Below are 25,784 nucleotides of genomic sequence, written 5' to 3' on the forward strand. Positions count from 1 at the left end.
CGAGACGGAAACGGGGGTGGCGCCTGACGGCACCACCCCCGCATCACACGGCTTCTGCGACCTAGGAGATCGCGACGCCCTCCGCGAGGTCGCGGATCACGTCGTCGCCCGGGCGGACCTGGATCCACTCGGCGGTGATCTCGGCACGGCTGAGCAGGTCCTCCACCTTGCGGCGGCGGTTGCGCGGCACGAGCGTCACGACGACACCGGACTTGCCGGCGCGGCCGGTGCGGCCCGAGCGGTGCAGGTACGACTTGTACTCGTCGGGCGCGTCGGCCTGGATGACCAGGTCGACATCGTCGACGTGGATGCCGCGCGCGGCGACATCGGTGGCGACGAGCGCCTGCAGGCGGCCCTTGCTGAACTTCTCGAGGGCGCGCTGACGGCGCGACTGGTTCAGGTCGCCGTGGATCGCGTCGGCCGCGATGTCCGCCTCGTCGAGGAAGTCGGCGAGCTGCTCGGCGAAGGCGCGAGTTCGGGCGAAGACGAGCTTCTTGCCGGGACCGGAGGCGAGCTCGGCGAGCACCGCGAGCTTGTCGCGCTGATCCATGACGAGCACGCGGTGGTCGATCGTGGAGCTGGCCTGGTCTTCGCCGGCGACCTCGTGGACGCTCGGCTCGACGAGGTAGCGCTCGACGATCTCGGCAACGCCCTTGTCGAGGGTCGCCGAGAACAGCAGCTTCTGGCCGCCCTCGCTCGTGCGGTCGAGGATCTCCTGCACGGGCTCGGCGAAGCCGAGCTCGCACATGTGGTCGGCCTCGTCGAGCACGGTCACGACGACCTGCGAGAGGTCGAGGCGGCCCTGCGCCGAGAGGTCCTGGATGCGGCCAGGCGTGCCGATCACAATGTCGACACCGCGGTCGAGAGCCCCGAGCTGACGCGCGTAGGGCACACCGCCGTAGATCTGCGTGGTGAAGAGTCCGACGCTGCGGGCGATCGGCTGCACGGTGCGGTCGATCTGCAGGGCGAGCTCACGCGTCGGCGCGAGGATCAGGGCGCGCGGCTTGCGGCCCGGCTGACGACGCTTGCTGTCGCCGGCCTGCATGCGCAGCAGGCGCTCGACGAGCGGGGCGCCGAAGGCGATGGTCTTGCCAGAGCCGGTGCGGCCGCGGCCGAGCACGTCGCGACCCGCGAGAACCTCGGGGATCGTGCCCGCCTGGATCGGGAACGGCGAGGCCGCGCCGAGCTCGGCGAGCGCACGCACGATGTTGTCGCCGAGACCGAGGTCGCCGAAGCTCACGCCCTCCGAGTCGCCGGCGACGATGGCCTGCGCCTCGAGGCGCTCGAGCACGACGTCGTCGGTCGGAACGAAGCGGGCGGCCTCGTCCTGACGCGGCGCACGCGCCGGACGGTCATCGCGGAAGTCGCGGCGCGGACGGTCGTCCTGGAAGTCGCGGCGCGGTCGGTCGTTGCCGAACTCGCGACGCGGGCGGTCCTCGCGGGCCGGACGGTCGTCGCGGTTGTAGCGGGGGCGGTCGTCGCGCGCCGGGCGGTCGTCACGGTTGTAGCGCGGACGCTCGTCACGGTCGAAACGGGCCGGGCGGTCGTCGCGGTTGTAACGGGGGCGCTCGTCGCGGTCGGTGCGAGCCGGACGGTCGTCGCGGTTGTAACGGGGGCGCTCGTCGCGGTCGGTGCGAGCCGGACGGTCGTCACGATTGAAGCGCGGACGCTCGTCACGGTCGAAACGGGCCGGGCGGTCGTCGCGGTTGTAACGCGGACGCTCGTCCCGGTCACCGCGCGCGGGGCGGGCGTCCCGGTCGACACGGCCGGTGCGCTGCGCGTCGCGCTCGAAGCGCGACTGCTTGGGACGCGGCTCCCAGTTGGGGCGCTCGCCGGTGCGCTCACCGCGCGCGGCGGACTCGCCGCCGCGGGGACGCTCGGCGTTGCGGCCGCGGGCGACGCGGTCGTCGCTGCTCCAGCGCGCCTTCTTGGGCGCCGGAGCGGTGCCCGCAGCGGCATCCTCGGCACGATAGCCGCGGTGCTTGGGGCTCTTGCTGCCCGACTTGGGGGCGCTGGACTTGAACTTCGGCGCGCGCACAGGCGCGCCCTTCTTCTGAGGCATGGATGTCTTTTCCGGTTGTGGTCACACAGAGTGCACAACGACTGAACGCAGCCGCGTGAGAACCCGGGCGATACTGACCGGGGCCGTTTTCCTGAATGGATTCCTCGTCAGCGGATGCGCTGACGATCCGGCCCGATTCGACACACAGTGAAGCATTGCGGAGAGTTCCGCTGTCGAGAGCCGACCTCGGTACCTTACAGGACCGATCCTGAATTCGCCTATGCTCGCCTGAACATGCCCCGAATCGCGCCGTCCGTGAGAGCTCTCGCGCTCGTGACGCTGTGCGGTGCCGTGCTCGCCGGATGCGTGCCCGCCTCCAGCGAGATCGAAGCCGCCGAGACGGTCGCCGCGCCGCTCGGTCTGCCGCTCGTGGACGGGGTGACGGTGCAGGCGGGCCTCGTCTACGCCTCGCCCGAGGGCACGGAGCTGGCCCTGGACACCTGCCTTCCCGCGAGCGACGGCACCGAGGCGCGACCGGCGATCATCTTCATCCACGGCGGCAGCTGGTATCGCGGCGCCCGCGACGAAGCCCTGTACCGCGAGACCTGCGAGTGGCTGGCGGGCGCCGGCTACCCCACGTTCTCGATCAGCTACCGGCTCTCGCCCGCGGCGCAGTTCCCTGCCGCGACCGACGACGTGCGGGCGGCCCTCGCCTGGCTGCGCGAGCCCTCGCAGGTCGCCGCCTACGGAATCGACCCGGATCGGATCGCGCTGTTCGGCAGCTCCGCCGGCGGTACGCTCGCCGCCTGGGTCGGCACCGCCGGCGAGGGCGCCTGGTCGGCCCCCGACCGGGTGGCCGCCGTCGTGGAGCTGAGCGCGCCGATCGACCTGAGCGGCGTGGCCGAGGACGCCCGACTGACGCCGCGGCGGCTCGACTACCTGGGGTGCGAGTCCGACGACGACTGCGCGGCGGCGGCGCTCGCCTCGCCGATCACCGCGATCGACGCGAGCGATCCGCCGGTGTTCATCGTGCACTCGGAGGACGAGTTCGTTCCGGACGAGCAGGGCGAGCTGTTCGCGGCCGCCCTCCGCGAGGCGGGAGTCGACGTGGAGCTCCTCGTCGTCCCCGGCGACCGGCACGCGATCATGCTGCTCGACGCCGACATCTCGGCGCGCATCCTCGACTTCCTGGCGCGCACCGTCGGCGGCGAGGCGATCCTCGCCGCCGACTGAGCGCGGCTAGTTCGCGGCGGTCTCCGCCGCGGCGGCTCGGGCCTCGCGCTTGGCGGCGCGACGCTCGGAGGCGCCCTCGACGAGGGCGTACAGCGTCGGCAGCACGACGAGCGTGAGCAGCGTCGAGGAGAGCAGCCCGCCGATCACGACGATCGCCAGCGGCTGCGAGATGAATCCGCCCTCGCCGGTGATGCCGAGTGCCATCGGGATGAGCGCCACGATCGTGGCGAGTGCCGTCATCAGGATCGGGCGCAGACGGCGCGAGGAGCCGTGCTCGACGGCCTCGTTCACCTTCATTCCGCGATCTCGGTACTGGTTGACGAGGTCGACGAGCACGATCGCGTTCGTCACCACGATGCCGATCAGCATGATCACGCCGATGATCAACGCGATGCCGAACGGCACCCCGCTCGCCAGCTGCAGCAGGATCGCGCCGGTCGCCGCGAACGGCACCGAGATCAGCAGCAGCAGCGGCTGGCGGAGGCTGCGGAAGGTCGCGACCATGATGATGTACACGATCAGGAGCGATGCCAGAGCGGCCAGCCCGAGCTGGGCGAAGCCCTCCTGCTGGTCGGCGACCGCGCCGCCGACGCTCGCCGAGGCGCCCTCCGGCAGGGTGACGTCGGCGACCGCGGCGGTGACGACGGCGCCCGCCGAGCCGAGGTCGGCCGTGTTCGGGGTGAGCGTGACCTCGGAGGTGCGCACGCCGCGCTCGGTGGTGATCGAGGTGGGCCCGTTCGTGATCTCCACCTCGGCGATCTCCTCGAGTCGCACCGTGTCACCGGTCGGGGTCTGCAGCTCGTACTCGCGCAGCTGCTCGAGCGTCTCGGGCTCGTCCGGGTCGACCAGGTAGATCGAGATCACCGTGTTGTCGAGCTCGAAGTCGCCGGAGGCGGCGGGCTGCATGGCCTGGGCGACCAGGCTGCCGACCGCGAGTTCGCTGAGGTTGTACTCGGCGGCGGCCTCGCGATCCACGTCGACCGAGATGAACGGCCGACTCGCGGCGAGGTTGCTGGTTGCCTCGGCGGTCACGTCGAGGTCGCTCACGGCATCGAGCACGGCGGACGTCGCCTCCAGGAGGGCGTCCTCATCCCCGGCCGAGATCTGGATCGAGATGTCGCTGGAGGCGAACGCGGCGCTCTCGCCGCCGCCAACCGTCACCTCGCCGACGTCGCTCAGATCGTCGATCGCGGCGCGCACGGCGGCCGTGATCTCATCCTGATCGCCGTCCTCGTCGGTGGTGAGCGAGAAGGTCGCGTCGTTGCCGCCGCCGAAGAAGGCGGCCAGCTGGTTGCCGCCGCCGATCGAACGACTGCACGATCTCGACGCCCTCGACCCCGATCAGCGCCTGCTCGACCTTGGTGGCGGCGGCATCCTTCGCCTCGAGGTCGGAGCCCGCGTCAATGGTCTGGGTGACGGTGATCGTGTTGGCGCCGCTGGATCCGATGAAGTTGGTCTGCAGCAGCGGCACGGTCGCGATCGTGCCGCCCATCACCAGCACCGCGGCGAGCAGCGTGATCGCGGGGCGACGCAGCGTCCAGCGGATCACCGGCAGGTACACCTTCTGCAGTCGCGTCGGGCGCTCCAGCTCGTCCTCGCCGGAGGCCGCCGCGGCCTGCGCCGCCTCCGCCTTCGCGATCGCCTTCGCGCTGAGCGGCTTGCGCCCTAGGAACCAGTAGGCGAGCACCGGCACGATCGTCAGGGCGACGAAGAGCGACGCGGCGAGCGCGATCGTCACCGTGACCGCGAAGGGCCGGAACAGCTCGCCCGTGATGTCGCTGACCAGCGCGAGCGGCAGGAACACCGCGATGGTGGTGACGGTGGAGGCGGTGATCGCCGTGGCGACCTCGCGCACGCCGGTCTTGATCGCGGTGAGCTTGTCGTCGCCGAGGGCCAGGTGCCGCTTGATGTTCTCGATGACGACGATGGAGTCGTCGACGACGCGCCCGATCGAGATCGTGATGGCGCCGAGCGTCAGGACGTTGAGCGAGTAGCCGCTCGCCCACATGCCGATGAAGGTCACCAGCAGCGAGGCGGGGATCGAGATCGCGGTGACCAGCGTCGAGCGGATCGAGACCAGGAAGACGAAGATCACGAGGATCGCGGCGGCGAGACCCAGGAGGCCCTCGGTCGCGAGCGTCTCGATGGAGCGCTCGATCGAGGGCGCCTGGTCGAAGACGACAGTGAACTCGGTGTTCGAGCCGACCTTCGCGGCGACCTCCTCGAGCGCCTCCGAGACGGCGTGCGAGACGTCGACGGTGTTGCCGGTCGCCGTCTTGGTGATCGCCACCGCGAGCGAGGGCTCGCCGTTGACCCGGGCGATCGAGTCGGAGGGGTTGTCGACCAGTTCGACGGTGGCGAGGTCGTCGATCGTGAGCTCCTGCGCCTCCGAGGTCGTCACCTCGCCGAAGCCGGGCACCGTCTCGGTGTCGGTCGTGTAGCCGCCGAGCACCGGCAGCGCGCGCAGCTCGTCCACCGATTCGATGCGCGCGCCCGACTGCACGGTGAGGGTCGTGCCGTCTTCGGCGATCTCCCCGACCGCCAGCAGGACGCCCGCCGAGTTCAGCGCGTCGACGATCGACTGCGTGGTGAGGTTGTTGTCCTCGAGCTTCTCGGGGTCGTAGGTGATCTCGACGCGCTCGCCGGCGCCGCCGGTGACGGAGGCCTCGCTCACCCCGTCGAGCGACTGGAACTCGGGCACCGCGATCGACTCGAGTCGGCTGGTGAGCTGGTTCTGGTCGAGGTCGCTGGTGACGGCGAGCTGGATGACCGGGAAGTCGTCGAAGGAGAAGGTCGCCACCGTCGGGGTGACGTCGTCGGGAAGCTGGTTGGCGATCCGGTTGAGCGCGAGCTGCACCTTCTGCTCGGCCGTCGTGAGGTCGGTGCCGTAGTCGAACTCGGCGGTGACCAGCGAGAGCCCCGAGCCGGATGTGGCGCTGGTGCCGCTCAGCCCGCGGATCCCCTGCAGCGCCGCCTCGACCGGCGTCGACACGTCGTTCTCGACGACCGCCGGGCTGGCGCCCGGGTAGCTCGTGGAGATGCTCACCTGCGGCAGGCTGATCGACGGGAACAGCTCCTGCTTGAGCTGGGTGATCGCGATCCCGCCGAACAGGCCGATGACGATGGTGACGAGCGCGATGAGCGCACGATTGCGGAGGCTGAAGAGGGACAGCAGATGCACGGGGATGGCTCCTCGGGGTGTTCGGTCTCCGCGGCGGTGCAGGCCGACGAAGGGCGCGCACGCCACCGTGCACCTGAGTCAGTATCACAAGCGTGCGCGAGCGCACTGTACTCCGACGGGATGAAATCGCGCCGGAAACCGCTCAGACGACCTGGGCGTACTCCGGCTCGGCGACGATCGCGGGGGTGCGGCGCACGCGCGACCAGGCGGCGATGAGGCGATCGACGCCGCGGTCGATCTCGTCGCTCGGATAGGTGAACGGAACCCGGATGAAGCGCTCGAACACGCCGCCCTCGACGCCGAACCGCGGACCCGCCGCCAGGATGAGCCCCTCGGCGCGGGCCGCGATCGCGAGCGCGGTGCTCATCGGGGCGCCGAGGTTGATCCAGCTGGCGATGCCGCCCTCGGTGTGCGGCACCTCCCACTCGGGGATCGCGGCGCGAAGGCGCGCGGCGAGCTGGTCGCGGCCGCGGGTGAGCGCGGCCCGGCGCTCGGCGAGGATCTCGTCGTAGCGCGGGAGCAGCTCGAGCAGGATCAGCTGATCGAGGATCGGCGTGCCGAGGTCGCCGGTGAAGCGCTCGCGCGCGGCGCGCTGGATGAACTCGCGGTCGGCGCGGATCCAGCCCAGGCGCAGTCCGCCCCAGACCGACTTGCCGAGGGATCCGATCGACACGGCGGGCCCGGTCGCCGCGTACGGCGGCGGGGTGGGGCGGCCGACGAGCCCGAGCCCCGCGATCGTCTCATCGGCGACGACGACGGTGCCCTGCCGCGCGGCGAGCCGGGCGACCCGCTCGCGCATCTCCGGGTCCATTGTGCGCCCGGTCGGGTTGTGGTTCTCGGGCTGCAGGTAGGCGAGCACGGGGCTGGTGCGCGGGAACACCTGCTCAAGCGTCATGGCATCCCAGCCCTCCGAGGTGGAGACGGGAACCGGGACGGGCCGACCGCCCGCCGCGCGGATCGCCTCGAGCGCGTGCGGAAACGTCGGCGCCTCGACCACGGCGCGGTCGCCGCGCGAGAGCACCGTGCGCGCGATGAGGTGGATGGCGTGCTGCGCCCCGACCGTGATCATGAGCTGGTCGGCCGTGGTCGGCACGCCCCGCGCCGTGTAGTGCTCGGCGAGCGCCTGCCGGGCGACGAGCAGGCCCAGCGGGTCGAACCCGGACTCGCCGAGGAACCGCGGCAGGTGGGCGACGGCGCGCTCGGCGGCGCCGGCGACCCCGTGCACGGCCGGCAGCATGGCCTTGCCGAAGTCGACGAAGCCGGCGGGGGTGTCGGGATCCGGGTCGAGCTCGTCGTGCCGCGGCAGGCGCGCGACGCTGCCCGAACCGCGCGTGCTCTCGACGAAGCCGGCGTCGCGCAGGCTGGCGTACGCCGACGACACGGTGGTGCGGCTGAGCACCAGCTGGTGGGCGAGCTCGCGCTCCGCCGGTAGCCGCGTGCCGAGCGGGATGCGTCCGTCGAGGATCAGCAGCCGGATGCGGTCGGCGAGCTCCTGATAGACGGGACCGCGGGCGGCATCGCGCCACCCCCGAAGCAGAGAGGCCAGCGCACGGGCCGAAAGCGACGTCACCCGGCCACCCTACGCCAGGCACCGAGAATTGGCATCTTGATTGCAGTCCAATTGCGTCCTTGACTGGCGACATGACCGCACGCATCCTGGCCGACGCCGCGAATTGGACCCGGCGCTGGGCGCAGCTTCTCGTCGGGCTCGTCCTCTACGGCATCGCGCTCGGGGTCATGGTGCGCGCCGGCATCGGCGTCGCACCCTGGGACGTGCTCGGGCAGGGGATCGCCCGGCAGACCGGGCTGCCCTTCGGGCTCGTCACGAACCTCGTCGGCGCGCTCGTGCTGCTGCTCTGGATCCCCCTCAAGCAGAGGCCGGGGATCGGCACGATCCTCAATGTGCTCCTCATCGGCACCAGCGCCGAACTCGGCCTCTGGCTCGTTCCCCAGCAGACGGTGCCGTGGCAGCAGGGCATCGTGTTCGCGGGAGGACTCGCCCTCCTCGCCGTCGCGACCGGCCTCTACATCGGGGCGCGGCTCGGCCCCGGGCCGCGCGACGGCCTCATGACCGGTGTGCACGCGCGCACCGGCTGGCCGATCTGGGTCGTGCGCACCGGCATCGAGGTGACGGTGCTGACGGCGGGCTGGATGCTCGGCGGCCAGGTGGGCGTCGGCACGCTCGCCTTCGCGCTGCTGATCGGGCCGATGGTCGGCGTCACGCTGCCGGTGCTGCGGGTGCCGGTCCGTCCGGGCCCGCTCGAGTCGCCCCGAGAGGAGGTGCCGGCATGATGATCGCCCTCTCCCTCGGCGCGCTCGCGCTGTGGGCCATGATCGCCACGGTCGTCGTCGTCGCGAACGACGGCTACCGCGCGATCCCCTTCGACCCCGACTACGACAGCCGGTTCGCCGCGTAGGCGGCGAGCGCGTCGCGCACGAAGGCCGCGCCGGTCGCGCCGCCGTAGTTCGCGGCGAAGCGCGGGTCGGCCACGTACATCTCGGCGAGCCCGAGCACGTACTCCTTCGCCGGGGCATCGCCCGTGCGCGGGATGCCCGGGGTGCTCCCCAGCCACTCCACGTGCCGTTCGGCGAGTGCGAGCGCCTCGTCCGAGCTCGGATCGATGCCGCTCTCGGCGGCATCGATCCAGTCGCGGTTCAGCGCCGCCACCTGCTCGCGGAACGCGGCCTGGCCGTCGCGGCCCAGGCCCCGCCACCATGCGTCGCTCGTCGCGTACGCCTCGGCGCCCCACTCCCGCTCGACCTCGTCCCGGTACTGGGTGTGGTCGAAGCCGTCGAACATGTCCTCTGCCATCAGCTGTTCACCTCCTTCCAGGGTCTCGATGGTGTGCTCGACGCTCGCGATCTGCCGCGCCAGCCGGTCCTGCTCCTGCCGGAGTTGGGCGAGCTGACGGCGCAGCGCCTCGCGATCATCTCGCTGCCCCTCGATCACGTCCGCGATCGCGGGAATCCCGAGGCCGAGCTCGCGCAGCAGCAGCACGCGCTGCAGGCGCAGGAGCGCGGTCTCGTCGTAGTAGCGGTAGCCGTTGGCGCCGATCCGACTCGGCGGCACGAGGCCGACGTCGTCGTAGTGGCGGAGCGTGCGACTCGTCGTTCCGGCGAGGCGCGCGACCTCCTGGATGCTCCAGTCCCTGGTTTCCGCTGTCATGCCTCCGACGCTACAAGTTGACGCAGCGTCAAGGTCAAGCGCGTCGCCGACGCTGCCGCGCGATCCCGCGCTCCGCAAACTCGGAGATCTGGGCAGTTCAGCCACGACTCGTGGATCCGCGGCCCGTTTCTCCGACTTTGCGCGAAGGTGGCGCACGTCAACGGGACAGCGCGGCTCGGCGGAACGGCGCGCTAGTCGGCGAAGCCCACCGGGATCGCGAGGTCCTGCACGCGGTCCGCCGCCGCCGTGTGGTCGTTGCGGGTGTAGATCGCGCACGCCTCGACGCGGCAGTCCAGGCCCTCGCCCACCGGATCCGGCACCTCGACGTAGGCCGTGAAGCTGCCCGTCTCGAGGTCGTCGAAGGAGCGCGCGCCGAACAGCCGCCACGCCCAGTCGTCGTTCACCCAGTTGCTCGCCGCGAATTGGATGGTGCCCTCGGCGACCTCCTGCTGCTCCTGCGTCGGGATCCCGCCCAGGCACGGTCCCGGCTTCTCGCCCGCGCTGTCCGGGATGCGGCAGATCGCCACATAGATGCCGCGCGCCGGGTCGTAGCCGGATCCCGTCACCACGAGCTGATCGCCGGGCACCAGCGACGACGTGTCGACCGCCGCGCTCGACTCGAAGGCGGCGACCTCGAGCGCGCGGTCGCGCCCGTCGTCACCCGAGGCCGTCACCCGCGTCGGCCACTCATCCTCGGTCGGGTCCTGGTTGGCCAGACCCTGGTTCGAGTGGGTGAGGATGGGCACCGCGATGAGCGCGGCGGGGACGAGGACGACCACGAGCGCGGCCGCGAGAATCCACGGCCAGCGTCGGCGTCGGGCGTTGGAAGGCACGGCCCGATCATACGAGCGCGCGGGCCTCGCGTCCGGTTCGCGGGGAGCGACGCGACTACGCTGGCGCGCGTGACGATCCTCGCGGTGCTTCTGGGGGGCGCGCTCGGCACCGGGCTGCGTCTCGCGCTCGACGCCGCCCTCCCCCACGCCGACGCCGGATTCCCCTGGTCGACGCTGCTCGCCAACGTCACCGGATCGTTCCTGCTCGGACTGCTGGTCGGGCGCTTCGAGCTGTCCACCCCGCTCTGGGCGCGGGCGGGCCTGCGCACCGGCGTGCTCGGCTCGTTCACCACCTTCTCGGCGCTCGCGGTCTCCTTCGTCGCCCTCGTCGATTCGGAGCAGTGGGGTCTCGCCGTCGCCTACCTCGGCACCTCCCTGGTGCTCGGGCTGGCCGCGGCCGCACTCGGCCTGGGCATCGGAACGCGGCGCCGGATGCCCCCGCTGCAGGTGACCGAATGAGCGGCTGGGTGATCGCCGCGGCCCTCGGCGCCGGCGCGCTCGGCGCATTGGCCCGCTACGGCACGACGGTGCTGCTCAGTCATCCGCGCGCCCGGATCCCGTGGGCCGTGCTGACCGTCAACGTGATCGGCTCGGCGCTCGGCGGGGTTCTACTGGGTCTCGCCACCAATGGCTCGATCGACCCGGAGCTGCGGTACGTGATCTTCGGCGGCTTCGCCAGCGGACTCACCACGTTCAGCACGCTGAGCGTCGAGACGCTTCAGCTGGCGTCGCGCCGCCGGCTGCGCGCCGCGATCGTCAGCCTGACCGGCAACCTCGTGCTCGGCCTCGCGAGCGCCGGGGCGGGCTTCGCGCTCACCCTCGCGGCGCTGGCGTAACGTCGCCCTGGTGCCGTCTCAGGCGCCGAGCTTGCTGAGCGTCGCCACCACCTGGCGGGCGATCGTGCGGCCGGCGCGATTCGCGCCGATCGTGCTCGCGGTCGGGCCGTAGCCGGCGAAGAACACGCGCGGGTTCCGCCAGGAGACACCGCCGCCGACGACGACACCGCCCTCCTTCTCGCGCAGCTTGAGCGGGGCGAGGTGACGCAGCTCAGGGCGGAAGCCGGTCGACCAGATGATCGCGTCGGCGGGCCGGAAGCTGCCGTTGCTCCAGCGCACCCCGGTCGGCTCGATCTTGTCGAACATCGGATGCGCGACCAGCAGCCCGCGGTCGATGCCCGCCTGGATGCGGCGACTGCGCGGAACGCCCGTCGTGCTGACGATGCTCGGCAAGGCGCGGCCTTCGCGCGCGGCGGCGTCCTGCAGCGCCACGGCCGAGGCCCCCGCCTCGAGGTCGAGACCCTGCGAGTCGAGGAACTGGATCGGGCGGCGCGAGACCCAGACCAGCGACTTGGCGATGCCCTCGAGCTCCATCAGGAATCCGATCGCGCTGGTGCCGCCGCCGACGACCACGACCGCCTGGTCGCGGAACTCCTCCGCGTTGCGGTACTCGGAGGTGTGCAGGTGGCGACCGGCGAAGGTGTTCATGCCGGGGTAGTACGGCACGAACGGCGCCCCCCAGGTTCCGGTCGCGTTCACGACGACCGGCGCCCGCACCGTCTTGGTCTCCGGCTCGTCGTCCTCGTCGATCCCGGGGAGGGAGAACGACACGGCGAGGCCGTCGAGCTCCGGGGTGACCGAGGTGACCTCGGCCGGGCGCACCACCTGCAGCCCGAAGTGCTCCTCGTAGCGCCCGTAGTAGTCGGCGACGATCTCCTTGGCGGGGGCGTGCCGATCGGCGGTGTCGAAGCTCAGCCCGAGCTCGTCCATGCCGGGGAGGTCGTTGACGCGGTGCGCGTAGCCGAGACGCAGCGCCTCCCAGCGGAACTGCCAGGCACCGCCGGCGCCGGGTCCGCGATCCAGCACGACGAAGTCGTTGCCGGGGTCAAGGCCGAGGCGGCGCAGGTAGAATGCGGTGGACAGTCCCGCCTGACCGCCACCGATCACGACCACTGAGGTGTCGTACTTGGGCTCGGTCACGCGGTCAAGACTAGTCGGCGCAGGTGGACACCAGTCGTTCCCCAAATGGGGTACGTGTTAGACTTTTGGGCAGTTTTCAACCATTGCCATAACTCGAATCAGAGGGGGTCACGCATGGGGCGCGGCCGTCAAAAGGCGAAGCACACCAAGGTGGCGCGCGAGCTGAAGTACTTCAGCCCCGACACCAACTACGGTGCGCTCGAAAAGGAACTCGGCGGCAACTCGCGGCTTGAAGAAGACCTCGAGAAGTGGCCGGAATACTCGGCGTCCGACGACGACGAGTACGACCCAGGTCAGTTCAAGACCGCGTAGGTCGAGTCGTGCCGGGCGCGTGCTCGGCAAGGTTGCGTGCGCACGGCGCCGTGATCAGTGCGCTCGTCAGCGCCATCATCGCGCCCGCGGCGAGATAGATCGCGATCAGGAGCCCCATCGGCGTGCTCTCGTCGACGACGATCAACGGGGCGAGGGTCCAGGTCAGGCCGGCCGTCCACGCGGCCATGCTGATCGGGATCCATCGTGCGCTGCGCGGTCGGTCGCGCAGCGCGAAGAACCACTGCAGGGTCGGGATCGTGGCGACCAGGGCGAGCCCGCCGACGACGAGCAGCACCACGGTGAGCGGCTCCGGGGTCTGGTCGAAGACGCCGCCGAGGCTCAGCGACATGCCCATCGCCCAGGCGAGCGCGGCACCGGCCGCGGTCGCGCTGATCCAGCGCCCGGCGCGGATGCGGGCGCGGCGTCCGAAGCCCAGCACCTGCCCGGTTCCGAGCAGCGCCCCCTCAGCCACCCCCGCGGCGATCAGCGTGGTAAGCGCGATCGGGGGTGGAGCCGCGAGGGTGGCGACGAGGATTCCCGCGAGTGCGGGAATCGCGAACCCGATGATTTCTGCCCCTGAGACGACCATCACCCACCGTGTGGCGAAGCCGTGCTCCGTGTGCGCCGCGTGTGCGGCGCGTCGACCGTGCGCGTGCTCTGCGACGAGCATCGCACTCGCAAGATCTCCGAGTCGGGTACTCATACCGCGACGCTACGGATGCGCCAAGCAGAGCCGTAGGGCCAGAGGTCCCGCGCACCCGCGCCCAAAGTCGGAGAATCGCGCCCCTCGTCCACGAGTCGTGGACGAGGTCGGCTGCGCTCCGACTTTGAGCCGGGGGTCTGCGCAGGGGGTCTGCGCAAGGGGCCTGCGCGGGCGAGGACGATCTAGCCGGCGAACGCTCCGACGAGGCGCACCGCTTGTGCATGCGCAATCGATTTGCCACACTGTGGGAAGGCCGTTCCACGCGCGGTCGCGCGCCACCGAATCCTTCGCTGGCGCGCGACCGCCGACGAAGCTCGACGACGCCGTGCCCGCCACCTCGGGGGTGAGCAGAACCTCGGCGGCGACCTCCGCACCCCCGCGGGCCGCGGTCGACCGCCGCGATCCGAAGAACCCAGACAGGATGGTGACCATGCCCACGATCACGCACGTTGACGCACGGGTCGCGGCGATCGAGACACGGCTGCCGTTCCGCTACGGGATCGCCGAGATGACGAGAGCACCCCACGTGATGGTGCAGGTGCGGCTCCGCACGGAGCACGGCGAGCACGACGGCTGGGCGAGCGAGCACCTCCCCCCGAAGTGGTTCATCAAGGACGCGGCGCTCCCGTTCCCCGACGAGGCCCGCCAACTCGCTGAGGCGATCCTCGACGCCGCCGAGCAGGCGCGCGGCCTGACCGCACCCGACGTCTTCCAGCTCTCGCGGCGCCTCGACCGGCTGGCCCGAGAGAACGCCCCGACGGACCGGTCGGGACTCGTGACCGGACTCGGAGTCTCCCTGATCGAACGCGCCACGATCAACGCGTGGTGCCGGGCCGAGGGGCTCAGCTTCTCGGATGCGCTCGACACCGGCGCGCTCGGGTTCGACGCGGCGGCGATCCACCCGGAGCTGACCGGGCTGGAGCGTCGGCGCGCGGCGAGGCGCACGACCATCGCGGTGCGGCACACCGTCGGACTCGCGGACCCCCTCACGGACGCGGATGTCGAGTTCGACCCGGGTGACGGCCTGCCGGTCAGCGTCGAGTCGGCGATCCGCGCGTCCGGTGTCACGCACTTCAAGCTCAAGACCAGCGGTGAAGCCGACGCCGACATCGATCGCGTCGTGCGACTCCTTGAGGTCTGCCGCAGCGCCGACATCGAGCCCCGCTTCACGATCGACGGCAACGAGTCGATGCACACCGCCGATGCCCTGGTCTCGTGGATCGACACGCTCTGGTCCGAACCTCGCCTCGCGGAGTTCCGGGATCGGCTCGACGCGGTCGAGCAGCCGCTGCACCGGTCCGTCGCCGTGGGAGAGGCGGCGGCCGACGCACTGGCCGAAGTCGGCCGGCTCGCCCCGATCATCATCGACGAGTCGGACGACGACGAGGGCACGGTCCGTCGCGCGATGGACCTCGGATACGCCGGAGGCACCTACAAGGGCTGCAAGGGCGTCTTCCGCGGCCTGGCGAACGCCGCCCTCGTCGAGCATCAACGCCGCCCCGATCGGCGCACCGTGATCACGGCGGAGGACCTGAGCACCGTTCCCCCGCTGACCGTCGCGCAGGACCTGGTCGTGGCCTCGGCGATGGGGCTCGGCCACATCGAGCGCAACGGCCACCACTACTTCGCTCGGTTCGCGCCCCTGGGAGACGACCTGCCGGGACGCTGCCTCGCCGCGCATCCGGATCTCTACCGCCGCGATGGCGCCGGAGCGCGGCTTCGCATCGTCGGCGGCATGCTCGACGTCACCTCGGCGCTCGCGGCGCCCTTCGGCACCGCCCCCGAGCCGGACATCTCTCCGGCGGCCGCGCTGACGCCGGAGAGCGCGGCGCGCATCGCCGACGGGACCGGAACCGCCTCGAACCCGACGTGAGGCGACGGCCAATGAACAATCGGTTGCGCACGCGCCCGTGTTCATGCTTCAATCGGCACAACGAAAGGTCCAGTCGATGACGACTCCTCCCGCCGCCGACGCGGCTCTCGCCCTCCTGCGCCGCGGAACCGTGCTCCCCGCGCACCCGCTCGCACTCACCGAGGCGCGGCGCATCGACGAGACGCATCAGCGCGCTCTGACCCGCTACTACCTCGACGCGGGGGCGGGCGGCATCGCGATCGGCGTGCACACGACGCAGTTCGCAATTCGCGCCGCCGGCCTCTACCGCGACGTTCTCGCGCTCGCCTCCGAGACCGCGCACGCCTGGACCGACCGCGGGCTCGCCCTGGTGGCCGGAGTCGCGGGCGACACCGATGCGGCGATCGCCGAGGCCGAGACCGCGCGCGAACTTGGATACACCGCCGTCCTGCTCAACGTCGCGGCCTGGCGCGATCGCCCCGAGGCCGACATCCTGGACCACGCGCGGCGGGTCGGCGAGGTGATGCCCCTCATCGGGTTCGCCCTGCTGCCCGAAGTCGGCGGATTCCACCTCTCGAGCGGATTCTGGCGGGAGTTCGCCGCCATCCCCAGCGTCGTGGCGATCAAGATGGCGCCGTTCGACCGGTACCGCACCTACGACATCGTCCGCGGCGTCGTCGAAGCGCGCGCCGAGCACCGCATCACGCTGTACACGGGCAACGACGACCACATCATCCTCGATCTGCTGCAGCCGTTCTCGGTTCCGCGCGACGGCGAGAACATCACCGTGCGCGTCCGCGGCGGCCTTCTCGGCCACTGGAGCGTGTGGACCCGCACCGCGGTCGAGCAGTTCGACCGCGTCCGCGCGCTCGCGGATGGCGCCCCGGTGCCGAGCGAGCTGCTCGCACTGGATTCGCGGGTCACCGACTCCAACGCCGCGATCTACGACGCGCGGAACGCGTTCGCGGGGTGCATCCCCGGCTGCCACGAGGTCCTGCGCCGACAAGGGCTGATGGCCGGAACCTGGTGCCTCGACCCGGCCGAGACGCTCTCTCCCGGGCAGGCCGCCGAGATCGACCGGGTGCTGCGGGTGCATGCGGATCTCAGCGATGACGACTTCGTCCGCGAGGGCCTCGACCGTTGGCTCTCCTGACCACCTTCGAACACAAGAACAGGACATCATGACGAACACCGAACTGCTGACCTTCGACTCGCTCCCGGAACGGTTCGCGGACGTCGCAGCGCTCGACGAGTTCATGTCACGACCGACCCCGGAGACCGTGCGCGAACTCGCCGAGCTGGAGGGCGACGTCATCATCCTCGGGGTGGCCGGCAAGATGGGGCTCGGCCTCGCGCGGCTCATCAAGCGCGCGGCGCCCGAGAAGCGCGTCGTCGGCGTCGCGCGGTTCAGCGACCCGGGCTCCGCGGAGGCGCTCGAGGCCGTCGGCGTGGAAGCGATCAAGGCCGATCTGCTCGACCGCGACGCGGTCGACGCGCTCCCCAAGCTGCCCAACGTCATCTACATGGCCGGGCTCAAGTTCGACTTCCGCGGCCGCGAGGGATTCCTCTGGGCGATGAACACGCTCGTGCCCGGCTACGTCGCCGACGCCTTCCGCGACTCGCGCATCGTGGCGCTGTCCACGATCCACGTCTATCCGTGGTCCGACCCGCGCCGCGGCGGCGTGGACGAGACGCACGCGCCGCTCGCCCGGCCCGGCGAGTACGCCAACTCGGTGGTCGGACGCGAGCGCACCTTCCAGTACTTCTCCGAACTCCACGGCACCCCGGGCCGCATCGTGCGCTTCGTCTACGCGATCGACATGCGCTACGGCGTGCTGCAGGAGATCGCCTCCTGGGTCGCCTCGGGCACGCCGATCCCGCTCGCCACCGGGAACGTCAACATCCAGTGGCAGGGCGACGCGCTCAACCACTTCGCGCGGCTGCTGACGCGCGTCACGACACCGGCGACGCCGATCAACATCGGCGGCCCGGAGACGGTCTCGGTGCGACGCGTGGCGCAGGCCTTCGGCGAGATCTTCGGCGTCGACCCGATCTTCGAAGGCGAGGAGAGCGACTCGGTCCTGTTCGTCAACTGCGACCAGGCCGCCGCGGAGCTCGGCAACCCGGTCGTCTCCGTCGACCACATGATCCGCTGGGTCGCCGACTGGGTCGCAAACGACAAGCCCCTGTACGGCAAGCCCAGCAAGTTCCAGATACGAGACGGAGTCTTTTGATGCACCAGTTCCTTTCGGGTACGCGGGTTGTCAGCTTCACCCACTTCCTCCAAGGACCGTCCGCGAGCCAGCTCCTGGCCGACCTGGGCGCCGATGTCATCAAGGTCGAACCGCACGGCGGCGCATTCGAGCGCTCGTGGACCGGTCCCGACAAGTTCCTGAACGGGGTGTCGCCCTTCTTCTCATTGGGGAATCGCAACGTCCGCAGCATCGTCGTGGATCTCAAGAGCGCCGACGGAATCGCGATGGTGCGTCGACTCCTCGCCGACGCGGATGTGCTGATCGAGAGCTTCCGCCCGGGAACTATGGACAAGCTCGGACTGGGCCCGGACGAGCTCACCGAGCTCAACCCGCGCCTGATCTACGCCTCGCTGTCCGGCTACGGCTCCGACGGCCCCTACCGTGATCGCCCCGGCCAGGACGTGCTCGTGCAGGCCCTCTCGGGCTTGGCGATGGCCACCGGACGCGCGGACTCCGCACCGACGCCCGTCGGCGCGTGCGTCGTCGATCAGCACGCCGCCGTGCTCGGCGCCTTCGGCATCCTCGCGGCGCTCCAGGGTCGCGAGCGCAGCGGTCGCGGAACCCGGGTCGAGTCGAACCTGCTGAACGCGGCACTCGACCTCCAGATCGAACCGCTGGCGTACGCCCTGAACGGCTTCGTCGGGAGCCGATCCGAGACGGGCGTCTCGTCGCCCTTCTACACCGCACCGTACGGCGTCTTCGCGACCGCCGACGGACACCTCTGCATCTCGCTCACGGCCCTCGACGCCCTGGAGCGGGTGTTCGAGGACCCGTGGTTCGCAGGAGTTCCGCTCGATGCGAAGTTCGAGCACCGCGACGCGGTCAACGCACGCGTGGCGGAGCACCTCGCCACGCGCACCACCGCCGAGTGGTCGGAGCACCTGAACCAGCACCGGATGTGGTTCGCGCCCGTCAACGGATACGACGAGGTGATCGCGGACCCGCAGGTCAACCACAACGACTCCTTCGACTCCTACGACGACGACCGCGCGGGAACGATCCGCACGCTGAAGCACCCCGTGATGTACGACGGCGTGCGACCCGGAATCCGGACGGCGCCGCCGGAGCTCGGCGCACACACGCGGAGCGTGCTGAGCGACCTCGGCTACGACGCGGACGAGATCGATTCGCTTCTCGCCAGCGGGGCCGTGGCATGACCGACGGGCGGGTCCGGGCGGAATGGAGCGGTGATCGGCTGTCGATCACGCTGGATCGCCCCGCGGCCCGGAACTCGGTCACGCCCGCGATGCTCGACGAGCTCGAGAGCGCGATCGCGGAGGCGCGTCGTGCGCGCGTCGTCACGATCATCGGCGCGGGCGCGTCGTTCTGCGCGGGGGCCGATGTGCGCTCCTACGCCGAACCCGCCGAGCAGCTCGGCCGCCTCGACGCCTACACGCGACGCGCGCGCGACCTGTGTCGGGCGATCGAGACCCTCGACGCCGTCGTCATCGCCGGCGTGCGAGGCTCGTGCTTCGGAGGCGGCCTCGAGATCGCCCTCGCCTGCGACCTCGTCGTCGCCTCGACCACGGCCCGCCTGGGGCTGCCCGAGACCCGACTCGGCCTGATCCCCGGCTGGGGCGGCACGCAGCGCCTGACCCGCTCAGTCGGCGCCGCTCGCGCACGACGACTCATCCTGACGGCGGAGGCCCTGGACGGCGAGACCGCCGAGGCCTGGGGACTCGTGTCCTTCCTCTCGCCCGATGCCGAACTCGAGACCGAGCTCGATCGGCTTGCCGCCCAGGCGCTGACGGGCGCGCCGCTCGCCTTCGCCGCGGCCTCGCGCGCGATCGCGGCGGCATCCGCTCCGTCGTGGCCGGCGCCGGGCGACGAGCTCGAGACCGACGAGCTGCTCCGGCTCTTCGCCAGCCAGGACGGCGCCGAAGGGGTCGCCGCATTCCTGGCCAAACGACCCGCCGAGTTCTCCGGACGCTGAGGAACGACATGCCGCTCCCCCCACACACCTCCCCCCGCCTCGAGCAGTGGCAGCTGGATGCGGTCGTCGGACTCGATCACGGCCTCCCGGTCCTCGCCGAGGTCAACGTGATCGTCGTCGGGCTGGGCGCCGCAGGCGTCGCCGCCGCAACGGTCGCGAGCGAAGCCGGCTTGGATGTCATGGCGATCGAGCGCTACGGCTTCGCGGGCGGCGCTGCCGTCGCGGGAATGTCCGGCACGATCTGCGGCCTCTACCTGGCGTCCGATGACGCATCCCGCGCTCCCGTGCAGGTGGTCGCCGGCTTCACCGAGCGCTTCCGCGCGGCCCTCGACGCGCGCGGCGGCCTGACCGCGCCGCAGCGCTACGGGAAGACCTGGACGGTGGCCCACGATCCGCTGATGTGGCGAGAGACCGCGGATGCGCTGCTGGCCGAGGCGGGAGTCCGCGTGCTCTTCCACACGGCCGTGGTGGCCGTGGTGAAAGACGGCGAGGCGGTGCGCGGCGTCATCCTCGAATCCAATGCGGGACGGGTGGCCGTGCATGCGCGGCGAACGATCAATGCCTCCGGAGACGCGGCGGTCGTCAGTCGCGCGGGCGGCGACTACACCTTCGGGAGCGAGGGCCGCATCCAGAACCCGACGATGTTCTTCCGCCTGGGCGGCGTGGACACCGACGCCTTCTGGCGCGCCTACGGTCCCGACACGATCTGCCCGCCGTTCGTCAGCGACGCCATCCGCGAGGCTCGCGGTCGCGGCGCGGACCTGCCCCGCGAGAAGATCTGGATCTTCCGCACCAGCCGACCGGGAGAGCTGCTCGTCAACGCGACGCGATTGACCGCACCGGACGGCCGGGTGCTGAACGTCATCGACCCGGAGGACTTCACGTTCGCCGAGATCGCCGGACGCCAGCAGGTCCGCAGCTACGCGGCCTTCCTGCGCGACACCGTTCCGGGCTGCGAAGCATCGTTCGTGGTGGACACCGGCGTCGAAGCGGGGATCCGCCAGACCCGCAGCATCGCCGCGATCACGACGCTCACCAACGACGATGTGGTCGCCTGCCGCAAGCGCGACGACGGCATCGCGCGCTCACCCTGGCCGATCGAGCTTCACGACGGCGAGCGGCCGCGGCTGCAGTGGCTTCTCGACGACTGGTATGACGTGCCGTACGGCAGCCTGGTTCCGCAGCGCGGGACAGGGCTCATCGTCGCGGGGCGCTGCCTGGGTGCCGAACACGAGGCCCTCGCGTCGGCCCGCGTGACGGCGCAGTGCTTCGAGTACGGGCACGCGGCCGCCGCGGCCACCCTCGAGTCCCTGGCAAACGACCTCGACTACCGGGAGGTCGACCCCGCCGCGGTTCGCGCCCGACTCGCACGTGCCGGAAGTCTGCTCTAGACCGGGGCCTCTCGGCTAGCATCGGCACAATGGCCAGACTCAAGGATGTGGCGGCGCTGGCAGGCGTCTCACCTTCCGTCGCGTCTCGCGCGCTCACCAACGACGCGCAGGCCCGCATCAGCGCTGAGACGCGTCAGCGGATCCTGGATGCGGCCGCCCAGCTCGACTACGTTCCGGACCACCGCGCACGGGCTCTGCGCCTCTCGCGCTCGGGAGCGATCGCGCTCGTGGTGCCCGAGGTCAACAACGCGATCTTCGGCCGCCTCCACGAAGGCGTTCACGTCGAATGCGACTCTCGGCATACGGCGGTGCTGCTCGGCCAGCTCGACGCCTCGGATCGCAGCAGCAACGGGCTGTCGAAGCTGATCGGACGAGGTCGCGTCGACGGCGTCATCCTGCAACGCGCCGAGGAGTTCGACGATGACGCGCTCGCGACGGCGATCGACATCAATGTTCCGGTGGTCCTGTTCAACTCGACCCTCCCCGGACATGACGGCGCCGTCGCACTCGACGACGCGGCGGCCGTCGCCGTCGCCATCGAGCACCTGAGCGAACTGGGCCACCGCGACATCGGCTTCATCACGGGCGCGCCGCACCACGACGCCGCGGCACGCCGACTCACAGCCTTCCGCGAGGCGCTGGCGGCCCACTCGCTTCCGGTCCGCGAGGAGTGGATCGGGGAAGGCGGCTGGGAAGCACCGGCCGGCATGGCGGCGCTCGAGCGCATCGTCGCCCTGCCGGAGCGCCCGACGGCCGTGCTCGTGGCGAGCCTCAACGCCGCGGTCGGCGCTCTCGCCGCGGCCACCGCGGCGGGCATCGCCGTGCCGGCGGAGCTCTCCCTGGTCGCGATCCATGACGCCTGGATCGCGGCCTACACGACCCCCGCCCTCACGACCGTGCAACTGCCGATGGCCGAGAGCGGACGTCGTGCGGCCGCGATGCTGCTGGATCACCTCGACGGCGAGCCCCTGAAGAACGTCACCCTCCGCGAGCCGCGCCCGCACCTCGTCGTGCGCGCCTCGACGGCACCGCCGCCGGGCGCGGGCGCCGGGCGCTAGAGCGCCGAGCGAACCGCCTCGGGAGAGAGGTGCCCGTCAGCGACCAGCAGGCGATGACGGAACCGAAGCGCGCCCGTCGCGGGCACGTCGATTCCCGACTCGTAGAGCGACGCCCACCCGACGGCCGAGAACGGCTCGAAGCGGTGCAGCCATCGCCGGTCGCCGGTCGCCGGTTCGCCCCGGAACGAGAACCCGAGAGTCACGGGCACCTGTTCGCCGGTCCGCCCGTGGACGGTCATCGTGCGGGAGTCGCCGCCGGACTCGGAGAGATCAGACTCGTCGCCGACGATCGCGTCGGCGCCGAAGTCCTCGGCGAGGCGCAGGAACAGTCCGCCGTAGCCGCCGTCGTCGCGGCCCGCTTGGGCCGGCGTCGCGAGGCTCACGGCCTCGCCCGTCGCGCTCCGAAGCGCGGACTCGAAGTCGATGATCAGCGCGGCGACGCCGTCCACCTCGGTGACGGCGAAGCTCCAGGCGCGCTCCTCGTCCAGCAGCGCTCGTCCGTCGTTCCCCACCCATCGCAGCGTCTGGCCGATCACGGCGGACTCGCCGTCACGGCGCTCCGTCCACGCGAGGTGGTCGATCCGGCCCTGGTTGTCCAGCACCTGGTATCCCTGCTCCGGGCTCAGGTAGGTCCCGCCGCCCCACAGGTTGTGCTCATCGACCCGCGGCATGGCGAACTGGAGCCCGTGGTGCCAGGGGTGATCGTCGGGAGCGAAGCCGGTGATCGTGACGCCGCCGGGGGTGCGAAGCGGGTGGATGAACGGCTTCGGCGTGTTCACCGCAGCGATCTCGCCACCGAGCTCCAGGCGAGCGATCTCGCCGTGTTCGCCGTGCACGGCAAGGCCGCCGGCGGGCATGTCGGCAATCAGCATCTCAGCCACGTCGCGCCGCCGCTCGCGCCGGTCCGGCGGCATCCAGCGCCTCATAGAAGGGGTCGCCCGGGCCGATCTCTCCGCGGACCACCTCACGGCCCTCCGCCGAGGATTTGTACAGTCCGGCCAGGAACTCCAGCGTCGCCCGCGACTCCGCGGTCGTGAGCTCGGGCTTCGCCCCGTCCCGCCAGCGCGCCACGAGCTCCGCCAGCTGGGCGCGATGCGCGTTCACGTTCATCGGCGGCTCGTCGGCGGCCCAATCCGCGAGCTCCACGGCGGCGTCGTCGGCACCGATGGTGCGCACCGACCACTCATCGAGCAGCGGCAGGTACAGGGTCTCCAGACGGACCGTCGCCTCCTCGGCGATGATCTCCAGGCGCGTCGTCGGGTCGTGGCTGACGACCGTCGAGACGACGCTGCCGATCGCGCCGCTCGCGAAGCGCACCGTGGCCACGCTCGCGTCCTCGACCTCGATCGGCCGGGTCAGCGTGTCGGCGATCCCGCTGACCGACTGCCAGTCGCCGCCCATCAGCCAGAGCATCAGGTCGATGGCGTGATAGGCCTGCGTCGTCGTCGAGCCGCCGAACTCGGTCGCGAAGCGACCGCGCCACGGGATGTCCCAGTAGTCGGGGCCGCGGTACCAGTTGGTGTGCGAGATCCCCAGCAGCGGTCGACCCCAGCGCCGCGACCGCAGGCTCTCGGCCACCTGGCCCGAACCGCCCGAGTAGCGGAACTGCGACACTGTCACGCACCAGTTGCCGGTCTCGGCCTCGACGGCGGCGATGCGGTCGGCCGACGCGAGCGAACCCGTCAACGGCTTCTCGCAGAACACCCACGCCCCGGCCCGCATCGCTTCGATGGCGAGCGGCTCGTGGACGTGCGGCGGCGTCGCGACGACCACGATGTCCGGCTTCACCTCCGCCAGCATCTGCGTCGTGTCGGCGTACAGCTGGGTGCAGCCGAACTTCTCCCCGGCGTCGGCGCGACGCGATGCGTCGGAGTCGACGATCGCGACGAGTTCGACATCGTCGGGGAGCGCGGCGATCGCCGGCAGGTGCGCGTTCGCACCGATGCCGCCCGCGCCGATGATCGCGATACGTGCTCGAGCCATTCGAGTTTTCAGCCTTTCAATCCGGTCGTGGCGATTCCCGTGGTCAGGTACTTCTGACCGGCGAGGAAGAATCCGAACAGCGGGCCCAGCGAGAGCACCGCCATTGCGAACATGGGGCCCCATGCGCTGTCACCGCTGGCGTCCAGGAACGCGTTGAGCCCGAGGGGCACGGTGTAGTTGCGGGGATCCTGGAGGTAGATCAGCGGCGACAGGAAGTCGTTCCACGTCCAGATGAACGTGAAGATCGCGGTCGTCGCGAGCGCCGGCACCGTCAACGGGAGGATGACGAACCAGAACGTCTTCCACGGACCCGCGCCGTCCACCTTCGCGGCCTGGTCGAGCTCCAGTGGGAGCGAGCGCAGGAACTGCACCATCAGGAAGACGAAGAAGGCGTCCACCGCGAGGAACTTCGGCACCACCAGCGGGAGGATCGTGTTCACCCAGCCCAGGCCGGAGAACAGGATGTACTGCGGGATCAGGAGCACGTGATACGGCAGCATCAGCGTCGCCAGCATGCAGGCGAAGAAGAAGCCGCGCCCGCGGAACTTCATTCGCGCGAAGGCATATGCCGCCAACGAGCACGCGACGAGGTTGCCCACCACCGAGAGCAGCGCGACCACGGTCGAGTTCAGCATGAACGTGCCGAAGCCGACGCCAGCGCCTTCCCACCCGCGCACGTAGTTGTCGAAGGTGATCGGGTTCGGGAACGGCGAGATCTCGCTGAAGATGTTCTCGCTCTCCTTGAAGGAGGCGCCGAGCATCCAGATCAGCGGATAGAGCATCACGATGCCGAACGCGATCAGGAGAGTGTGCGAGAAGGTCGATCGAACGCGGCTGCGCTGCTGGCCGACGCCGAGCGCGACCGTTCGCTCGTCGAACTTGGTGTCAGTCGTCATAGTGCACCCAATACTTTGAGAACCAGAAGTTGAGAGCCGTCACGATGGCGATGCCGACGAACAGCACCCATGCCATCGCGCTCGCGTAGCCCATGTCGAATCCGGTGAAACCGCGCTGGTAGAGGTAGAGCGTGTAGAACAGCGTCGAGTTGATCGGACCGCCCGTGCCGCCCGAGACGACGAAGGCCGGGGTGAACGCCTGGAAGGCGCCGATCATCTGAAGGATGAGGTTGAACAGCACCACCGGGCTGAGCATCGGCAGCGTGATGTGCCGGAACGTCTGCAGCTTCGACACCCCGTCGACCGCGGCCGCCTCGTAGAGGTAGGCCGGGATCTGGCGAAGCGCGGCCAGGAAGATCACCATCGGCGAGCCGAAGGTCCAGACGTTGAGGACGATCAGGGTGCCCAGAGCGGTGTCGGGGCTTCCGATCCAGCTCGGGCCGTCGATGCCGACGACCTCCAGCACCTGATTGATGAGGCCCTGCGAGCCGAACATCTGACGCCACAGGACGGCGATCGCGACGCTCGCGCCGATGAGCGACGGCAGGTAGTAGATCGAGCGATAGAGCGCCAGGGCGCGAAGGCCCCGGTTGAGCACCATCGCCACCGCGAGCGCGAACGCCAGTTGCAGCGGCACGGAGACCAGCACGTAGACGAGCGTGACCCGGACCGAGTCCAGATACTTCGGGTCGTTGGTGAACAGCTTCTCGTAGTTGTCGAGGCCGACCCACTGCGCCGGGGCCAAGAGGCTGAAGTCGGTGAACGAGAGGTAGAGCGACACCGCCATCGGCCCGAGGGTGATCGCGAAGAATCCGATCATCCAGGGGGCGAGGAACAGATATGGTGCGATGCGTTCGGCCAGGAGTGCGCGTCGGATCGATGCGGGCCGGGAGGTGCGGGGGGCCTTGGCCCCCCGCACCCGGCGCTCACCGTCGCGTGCATCGCTCGCGTCTTCGTTGCTCTGCGTTGAGCGAGTGAGCGTCATCGTTGTCTTTCTTGAGAGTTGACGG

The 25,784-nt window shown here is 70.6% G+C and carries 25 protein-coding genes; 13 read left to right on the forward strand and 12 right to left on the reverse strand.

Going from position 1 to position 25,784, the window contains the following annotated elements; translation table 11 throughout:
• Positions 1 to 61: 61 nt before the first annotated feature.
• A complete protein-coding gene (locus tag AC0L6Y_RS11495) occupies positions 62 to 2,062 on the reverse strand; it encodes a DEAD/DEAH box helicase (protein WP_473552479.1) in 2,001 nt (666 codons plus the stop codon).
• A 234-nt stretch (positions 2,063 to 2,296) separates the two neighbouring features.
• Here AC0L6Y_RS11495 and AC0L6Y_RS11500 point away from each other — a divergent pair, with 234 nt between their 5' ends.
• Positions 2,297 to 3,235 (forward strand): alpha/beta hydrolase, encoded by a 939-nt coding sequence (locus tag AC0L6Y_RS11500; RefSeq protein WP_473552481.1) that lies wholly within the window; start codon positions 2,297 to 2,299, stop codon positions 3,233 to 3,235.
• A 6-nt stretch (positions 3,236 to 3,241) separates the two neighbouring features.
• Here AC0L6Y_RS11500 and AC0L6Y_RS11505 read toward each other — a convergent pair whose 3' ends face one another.
• The 3 genes from AC0L6Y_RS11505 to yczR all read right to left on the reverse strand — a co-directional run bounded on the left by AC0L6Y_RS11505 (position 3,242) and on the right by yczR (position 7,986).
• Positions 3,242 to 4,435, reverse strand: a complete 1,194-nt coding sequence (locus tag AC0L6Y_RS11505; protein WP_473552483.1) for an efflux RND transporter permease subunit — start codon at positions 4,433 to 4,435, stop codon at positions 3,242 to 3,244.
• 13 nt (positions 4,436 to 4,448) lie between these two features.
• Entirely contained in the window at positions 4,449 to 6,416 is a 1,968-nt protein-coding gene (locus tag AC0L6Y_RS11510) for an efflux RND transporter permease subunit (protein WP_473552485.1), read from the reverse strand.
• A gap of 142 nt (positions 6,417 to 6,558) precedes the next feature.
• Complete coding sequence (yczR, locus tag AC0L6Y_RS11515; RefSeq protein ID WP_473552487.1) at positions 6,559 to 7,986, reverse strand: MocR-like transcription factor YczR; 1,428 nt, start codon at positions 7,984 to 7,986, stop codon at positions 6,559 to 6,561.
• A gap of 71 nt (positions 7,987 to 8,057) precedes the next feature.
• On the opposite strand from yczR, the gene yczE reads away from it, so the two are divergent.
• Both yczE and AC0L6Y_RS11525 read left to right on the forward strand, forming a co-directional pair.
• On the forward strand, positions 8,058 to 8,708 hold the full coding sequence (gene yczE / locus AC0L6Y_RS11520) for a membrane protein YczE (RefSeq protein WP_473552489.1): 651 nt from the start codon (positions 8,058 to 8,060) through the stop codon (positions 8,706 to 8,708).
• Positions 8,705 to 8,833 carry a hypothetical protein gene (locus AC0L6Y_RS11525; protein ID WP_473552491.1) on the forward strand — a complete coding sequence of 43 codons (129 nt, stop codon included), beginning with the start codon at positions 8,705 to 8,707 and terminating at the stop codon, positions 8,831 to 8,833. Before yczE ends, AC0L6Y_RS11525 begins: the two co-directional genes overlap by 4 nt.
• Here the strand turns inward: AC0L6Y_RS11525 and AC0L6Y_RS11530 are convergent.
• Together AC0L6Y_RS11530 and AC0L6Y_RS11535 are read right to left on the reverse strand one after the other, a co-directional pair.
• On the reverse strand, positions 8,809 to 9,582 hold the full coding sequence (locus tag AC0L6Y_RS11530) for a MerR family transcriptional regulator (RefSeq protein ID WP_473552493.1): 774 nt from the start codon (positions 9,580 to 9,582) through the stop codon (positions 8,809 to 8,811). The two genes, AC0L6Y_RS11525 and AC0L6Y_RS11530, sit on opposite strands and share 25 nt — an antisense overlap.
• A gap of 191 nt (positions 9,583 to 9,773) precedes the next feature.
• Entirely contained in the window at positions 9,774 to 10,415 is a 642-nt protein-coding gene (locus AC0L6Y_RS11535) for a hypothetical protein (protein ID WP_473552495.1), read from the reverse strand.
• Positions 10,416 to 10,484: 69 nt separating this feature from the next.
• Here AC0L6Y_RS11535 and AC0L6Y_RS11540 point away from each other — a divergent pair, with 69 nt between their 5' ends.
• Both AC0L6Y_RS11540 and AC0L6Y_RS11545 read left to right on the forward strand, forming a co-directional pair.
• The gene (locus AC0L6Y_RS11540; RefSeq protein ID WP_473552497.1) at positions 10,485 to 10,874 is read left to right on the forward strand and encodes a fluoride efflux transporter FluC; all 390 of its coding nucleotides are present in this window, start codon (positions 10,485 to 10,487) and stop codon (positions 10,872 to 10,874) included.
• Positions 10,871 to 11,251, forward strand: coding sequence for a fluoride efflux transporter FluC (locus tag AC0L6Y_RS11545; RefSeq protein WP_473552500.1), 381 nt, complete (start codon positions 10,871 to 10,873; stop codon positions 11,249 to 11,251). Before AC0L6Y_RS11540 ends, AC0L6Y_RS11545 begins: the two co-directional genes overlap by 4 nt.
• An 18-nt stretch (positions 11,252 to 11,269) precedes the next feature.
• On the opposite strand, the gene AC0L6Y_RS11550 is transcribed toward AC0L6Y_RS11545, so the two are convergent.
• The gene (locus AC0L6Y_RS11550; RefSeq protein WP_473552502.1) at positions 11,270 to 12,391 is read right to left on the reverse strand and encodes an FAD-dependent oxidoreductase; all 1,122 of its coding nucleotides are present in this window, start codon (positions 12,389 to 12,391) and stop codon (positions 11,270 to 11,272) included.
• A gap of 114 nt (positions 12,392 to 12,505) precedes the next feature.
• Between AC0L6Y_RS11550 and AC0L6Y_RS11555 the strand changes: the two genes are divergently transcribed.
• A complete protein-coding gene (locus AC0L6Y_RS11555; protein ID WP_473552504.1) occupies positions 12,506 to 12,703 on the forward strand; it encodes a DUF3073 domain-containing protein in 198 nt (65 codons plus the stop codon).
• Here the strand turns inward: AC0L6Y_RS11555 and AC0L6Y_RS11560 are convergent.
• Positions 12,690 to 13,406 carry a hypothetical protein gene (locus tag AC0L6Y_RS11560; RefSeq protein ID WP_473552507.1) on the reverse strand — a complete coding sequence of 239 codons (717 nt, stop codon included), beginning with the start codon at positions 13,404 to 13,406 and terminating at the stop codon, positions 12,690 to 12,692. The two genes, AC0L6Y_RS11555 and AC0L6Y_RS11560, sit on opposite strands and share 14 nt — an antisense overlap.
• A gap of 430 nt (positions 13,407 to 13,836) precedes the next feature.
• On the opposite strand from AC0L6Y_RS11560, the gene AC0L6Y_RS11565 reads away from it, so the two are divergent.
• The 7 genes from AC0L6Y_RS11565 to AC0L6Y_RS11595 all read left to right on the forward strand — a co-directional run bounded on the left by AC0L6Y_RS11565 (position 13,837) and on the right by AC0L6Y_RS11595 (position 21,895).
• On the forward strand, positions 13,837 to 15,279 hold the full coding sequence (locus AC0L6Y_RS11565) for a hypothetical protein (RefSeq protein ID WP_473552509.1): 1,443 nt from the start codon (positions 13,837 to 13,839) through the stop codon (positions 15,277 to 15,279).
• A 76-nt stretch (positions 15,280 to 15,355) separates the two neighbouring features.
• Positions 15,356 to 16,411: a dihydrodipicolinate synthase family protein gene (locus tag AC0L6Y_RS11570; protein WP_473552512.1), complete on the forward strand. Its 1,056-nt coding sequence runs from the start codon at positions 15,356 to 15,358 to the stop codon at positions 16,409 to 16,411.
• A 28-nt stretch (positions 16,412 to 16,439) separates the two neighbouring features.
• Entirely contained in the window at positions 16,440 to 17,492 is a 1,053-nt protein-coding gene (locus AC0L6Y_RS11575) for an NAD-dependent epimerase/dehydratase family protein (RefSeq protein ID WP_473552514.1), read from the forward strand.
• Positions 17,492 to 18,670, forward strand: coding sequence for a CaiB/BaiF CoA transferase family protein (locus AC0L6Y_RS11580; protein ID WP_473552517.1), 1,179 nt, complete (start codon positions 17,492 to 17,494; stop codon positions 18,668 to 18,670). Before AC0L6Y_RS11575 ends, AC0L6Y_RS11580 begins: the two co-directional genes overlap by 1 nt.
• Complete coding sequence (locus AC0L6Y_RS11585) at positions 18,667 to 19,446, forward strand: enoyl-CoA hydratase/isomerase family protein (RefSeq protein WP_473552520.1); 780 nt, start codon at positions 18,667 to 18,669, stop codon at positions 19,444 to 19,446. The genes AC0L6Y_RS11580 and AC0L6Y_RS11585 overlap by 4 nt, the downstream gene beginning before the upstream one ends.
• A gap of 8 nt (positions 19,447 to 19,454) precedes the next feature.
• A complete protein-coding gene (locus tag AC0L6Y_RS11590) occupies positions 19,455 to 20,837 on the forward strand; it encodes an FAD-dependent oxidoreductase (RefSeq protein WP_473552521.1) in 1,383 nt (460 codons plus the stop codon).
• Between the two features lie 29 nt (positions 20,838 to 20,866).
• Complete coding sequence (locus AC0L6Y_RS11595) at positions 20,867 to 21,895, forward strand: LacI family DNA-binding transcriptional regulator (RefSeq protein WP_473552524.1); 1,029 nt, start codon at positions 20,867 to 20,869, stop codon at positions 21,893 to 21,895.
• On the opposite strand, the gene AC0L6Y_RS11600 is transcribed toward AC0L6Y_RS11595, so the two are convergent.
• From AC0L6Y_RS11600 to AC0L6Y_RS11615, 4 genes are read right to left on the reverse strand one after another with little or no spacing between them, the layout of a single operon-like run.
• Positions 21,892 to 22,767: a DUF6807 family protein gene (locus AC0L6Y_RS11600; protein ID WP_473558491.1), complete on the reverse strand. Its 876-nt coding sequence runs from the start codon at positions 22,765 to 22,767 to the stop codon at positions 21,892 to 21,894. The genes AC0L6Y_RS11595 and AC0L6Y_RS11600 overlap by 4 nt on opposite strands.
• A 1-nt stretch (position 22,768) precedes the next feature.
• Entirely contained in the window at positions 22,769 to 23,878 is a 1,110-nt protein-coding gene (locus tag AC0L6Y_RS11605; protein WP_473552526.1) for a Gfo/Idh/MocA family protein, read from the reverse strand.
• Between the two features lie 8 nt (positions 23,879 to 23,886).
• Positions 23,887 to 24,774: a carbohydrate ABC transporter permease gene (locus AC0L6Y_RS11610; protein ID WP_473552529.1), complete on the reverse strand. Its 888-nt coding sequence runs from the start codon at positions 24,772 to 24,774 to the stop codon at positions 23,887 to 23,889.
• Positions 24,764 to 25,759 (reverse strand): carbohydrate ABC transporter permease, encoded by a 996-nt coding sequence (locus tag AC0L6Y_RS11615; protein WP_473552531.1) that lies wholly within the window; start codon positions 25,757 to 25,759, stop codon positions 24,764 to 24,766. Before AC0L6Y_RS11615 ends, AC0L6Y_RS11610 begins: the two co-directional genes overlap by 11 nt.
• Positions 25,760 to 25,784: the final 25 nt, after the last annotated feature.

Source organism: Pseudolysinimonas sp. 10J20-29 (assembly GCF_055809595.1).